Below are 1,636 nucleotides of genomic sequence, written 5' to 3'. Positions count from 1 at the left end.
ATGTTGAATATCGGCAAGAATTTCATTGTGATTGCCACGTAACTTCTGCACTGCCTGGCCAATATATTTGGCTCGCATCGGGTACATGGCGGCAAAGCCTAAGTCTTCTAGCTCTACCCGAATGCTGTTGATGCCCAGTCGGTTGGCAATTGGCGCGTAGATATCCAGGGTCTCGGTGGCAATGCGTCGACGCTTTTCGGCATGCAAAGGCCCCAGCGTACGCATATTGTGCAGGCGGTCTGCCAGTTTGACTAAAATGACACGAATATCTTTGGCCATCGCCAAGGTCATTTTCTGGAAGTTGTGGGCCTGCGCTTCGGCTTTGGACTTAAACTCTATCTGCGTCAGTTTACTTACGCCATCGACCAGGTCAGCGACAGTATCATTAAACTGCTCGGCTAACTCTTCTTTGGTAACCTCGGTGTCTTCAATGACATCGTGAAGCAGTGCGGCCATTAGTGTTTCGTGATCCATGTGCAAACCAGCAAGGATCTTGGCAACGGCTACCGGATGGATGATGTATGGGTCGCCACTTCGACGGTACTGACCTTCGTGTGCATCTTTAGCACACTCGAAAGCCTGCAAGATCATAGAGACCTTGTTGTCATCCAGATAAGTTCTGACTGCCGCTTCGAGTGATTCTATCAATGCCTGTTCTGCCTGTTCTTTAATAATATGTTTCTAGAAACACGAGTGCCTTAAAATACGAGGGGGATAAGCTCTAAAGCAAAAAAAAGCCGAACGTTTCCATTCAGCTTTATGCGCTCTCACCTATCTTAAGTGAGAACAGATGATTTTCAAGAGTAATTCTCAAGAAAACCACATAATTTATTCATTTTTCAGCAGATTAAGAAGAAATCTCTTCGCGCTTGATCACATCATCATTGATCAAACCTTCTGCAATTTCACGCAAGGCAACAACAGTAGGTTTGTCATTTTCCCACTCTACGAAAGGCTCTTTGCCGCCATTTGCTAGTTGTCTGGCTCTCTTGGTTGAAACCATTACCAATTCAAAACGGTTATCAACGTGATCTAAACAATCTTCAACGGTCACTCTAGCCATTAAATTTTCACCTCTGGAAAAGACGCACTACTCAATAAATAAGGCAGAACTACAGTCCCACCCAAAAACGACCGAACATACTACGAAAAACGCTCTAAGAAGACAATAGCTCGGTCAATATTTCTTCATGCTGCGCGCTTTGACTGGCGGTGTCTAGCCGATTTGATTTAAAAATCGACAATAGATCGCTTAATGCATCGCCAAATTGATCGTTAATAACCAGATAGTCGTACTCATGATAATGGCTACTTTCACTGGTTGCATCGGCCATGCGGCGCTCAATGACTTCTTCACTATCTTGGCCGCGCCCTTGTAAGCGTTCGCGCAAGGCGGCTTTAGATGGAGGTAGGATAAAGATGCTCACGGTATCTGGCATCAGTTCTCTTACTTGCTGCGCACCCTGCCAATCGATTTCAAGAATAACGTCTTGCCCAAGCGCCATACGCTGCTCAAGCCAGGTCTTGGAGGTACCGTAGTAGTTATCGAAAACTTTTGCATGCTCTAGAAAGCCAGATTCAGATATGAGCTGCTCAAACTCGGGGATGCTGACAAAGTGATAATTAACGCCATCGA

Annotated in this window: 3 protein-coding genes; all 3 read right to left on the bottom strand. The window is 45.6% G+C overall.

The features are described from left to right. A partial coding sequence (locus tag A3761_RS21595; protein WP_369808250.1) for an HD domain-containing protein occupies positions 1-612 on the bottom strand: 612 nt, incomplete at its 3' end. Between the two features lie 235 nt (positions 613-847). Further along, positions 848-1,063 carry a DNA-directed RNA polymerase subunit omega gene (gene rpoZ / locus A3761_RS21590; protein WP_068508646.1) on the bottom strand — a complete coding sequence of 72 codons (216 nt, stop codon included), beginning with the start codon at positions 1,061-1,063 and terminating at the stop codon, positions 848-850. Between the two features lie 94 nt (positions 1,064-1,157). After that, positions 1,158-1,636: guanylate kinase (gene gmk, locus A3761_RS21585; RefSeq protein ID WP_068750849.1), on the bottom strand; the 479-nt coding region annotated here is incomplete at its 5' end.

The organism is Oleiphilus sp. HI0123 (genome assembly GCF_001635315.1).
Note: the sequence above shows the minus strand (reverse complement) of the source record. Positions and strands in the feature narration are given on the sequence as shown.